The organism is Pannonibacter sp. CBAS1226, from assembly GCF_055685825.1.
The window spans coordinates 1-2,500 of sequence record NZ_JBVOUO010000026.1; the positions used below are offsets into that span (position 1 = coordinate 1).

Genomic DNA, 2,500 nt, shown 5'->3' on the forward strand with positions numbered 1-2,500 from the left:
CCTTCAGGTTATGAGCCTGACGAGCTACCGGGCTGCTCCACCCCGCGTTAGTTGGGTGGTTGTTGAAGAGGTGTTTTTATCTGCGTTTTGCAGGCCTGGCAGCGACCTACTCTCCCGTGTCTTGAGACAAAGTACCATTGGCGCTGGGGGGTTTCACGGCCGAGTTCGGGATGGGATCGGGTGTTGGCCCCCCGCTGGGGCCACCAGGCCGGCGAAACGCAGATATGAGGAACTGGTCTTTTCAGCGGATGCTGATCGATGTTTTTTGTGCGTCTCCCTGAGTATCGAGGGACGTGACGGACCTGAGGTCCGCAAGCGCGACGCGCGCCGGCCGGTCAGGCCGCCCTCGCGGAGGGCAGCGCCCGTGAGCGGCAAGGAGTTACGGGCCGGAGGTCCGCAAGGCCGAGTGCCGCCGCGGCTTATGCCGCGCGTGGTTCGCAGGACAGCGCGCTAGCGCGACCGTCCGTGAGAACATTTATATGGAATGGACATTGATTAATGAGAGTGATCAAGCCGAACGAGCTATTAGTAAGGCTCAGCTTCACACGTTGCCGTGCTTCCACATGCCTCCTATCGACGTGGTGGTCTACCACGGCTCTTCAGGGAGAACTTGTTTTGAGGTTAGTTTCCCGCTTAGATGCCTTCAGCGGTTATCTATTCCGAACATAGCTACCCTGCACTGCGGCTGGCGCCACAACAGGTCCACCAGAGGTTCGTCCATCCCGGTCCTCTCGTACTAGGGACAGATCCTCTCAATTCTCCTACACCCACGGCAGATAGGGACCGAACTGTCTCGCGACGTTCTGAACCCAACTCACGTACCGCTTTAAATGGCGAACAGCCATACCCTTGGGACCTGCTCCAGCCCCAGGATGCGATGAGTCGACATCGAGGTGCCAAACAACCCCGTCGATATGGACTCTTGGGGGTCATCAGCCTGTTATCCCCGGCGTACCTTTTATCCGTTGAGCGATGGCCCTTCCACGAGGGACCACCGGATCACTATGGCCGACTTTCGTCTCTGCTCGACTTGTCAGTCTCGCAGTCAGGCAGGCTTATGCCATTGCACTCGACGAGCGATTTCCGACCGCTCTGAGCCCACCTTCGCGCGCCTCCGTTACCATTTGGGAGGCGACCGCCCCAGTCAAACTACCCGCCACACACGGTCCCGGATGCTGTTACATCGCGGTTAGATATCCATGACGACAAGGGTGGTATTTCAAGGATGACTCCACGAGAGCTGGCGCCCTCGCTTCGACGTCTACCACCTATCCTACACATGTCGACACGAATACCAGTGTGAAGCTGTAGTAAAGGTGCACGGGGTCTTTCCGTCTGACCGCAGGAACCCCGCATCTTCACGGGGAATTCAATTTCACTGAGCCTATGCTGGAGACAGCGGGGAAGTCGTTACGCCATTCGTGCAGGTCGGAACTTACCCGACAAGGAATTTCGCTACCTTAGGACCGTTATAGTTACGGCCGCCGTTTACCGGGGCTTCAATTCGGAGCTTGCACACCTCCTCTTAACCTTCCGGCACCGGGCAGGCGTCAGACCCTATACGTCGCCTTACGGCTTCGCAGAGCCCTGTGTTTTTGATAAACAGTCGCCACCCCCTAGTCTGTGCCCCTCCTGACCGGTTGCCCGATCAGAAGGCTCCCTTCTCGCGAACTTACGGGAGCAATTTGCCGAGTTCCTTCAGCATAGTTCTCTCAAGCGCCTTGGTATGCTCTACCTGTCCACCTGTGTCGGTTTAGGGTACGGTCTATAATGCGGGGGCTATTTCCTGGGACACCTTCACCGCATCCCCAATCCAGTAAGGGGATACGATACACGGCATCCGTCACCACCCGCAGGCTGCAGAATATTAACTGCATTCCCATCGACTACGCCTTTCGGCCTCGCCTTAGGGGCCGGCTAACCCTGCTCCGATTAACGTTGAGCAGGAACCCTTGGACTTTCGGCGAGCGGGTCTCTCACCCGCTTTGTCGTTACTCATGTCAGCATTCGCACTTCCGATACCTCCAGCAGCCCTCACGGGTCTGCCTTCATCAGCCTACGGAACGCTCCGCTACCGCGCACTTGCGTGCACCCGCAGTTTCGGCACATGGCTTGAGCCCCGTTACATTTTCGGCGCGGAACCCCTTGTTTAGACCAGTGAGCTGTTACGCTTTCTTTAAATGATGGCTGCTTCTAAGCCAACATCCTGGTTGTTTTGGGAGTTCTACATCCTTTCCCACTTAGCCATGATTTGGGGGCCTTAACTGGCGGTCAGGGTTGTTGCCCTCTCCACAATGGACGTTAGCACCCACTGTGTGTCTGCCAGATAGTACTTCCTGGTATTCGGAGTTTGGTTAGGATCAGTAAGACGGTAAGTCCCCATAGCCCATCCAGTGCTCTACCCCCAGGAGTATTCGTCTGACGCTCTACCTAAATAGATTTCGCGGAGAACCAGCTATTTCCGAGTTTGATTGGCCTTTCACCCCTAGCCACAACTCAT

General features: G+C 56.6%; 2 rRNA genes (1 of these 2 cut by a window edge). Both read right to left on the reverse strand.

The features are described 5' to 3' along the window. Window positions 1–93 precede the first annotated feature (93 nt). Window positions 94–208 (reverse strand): 5S ribosomal RNA (gene rrf, locus AC0CMF_RS25120). A gap of 296 nt (window positions 209–504) precedes the next feature. After that, a 23S ribosomal RNA gene (locus AC0CMF_RS25125) occupies window positions 505–2,500 on the reverse strand (it continues 726 nt past the right edge of the window).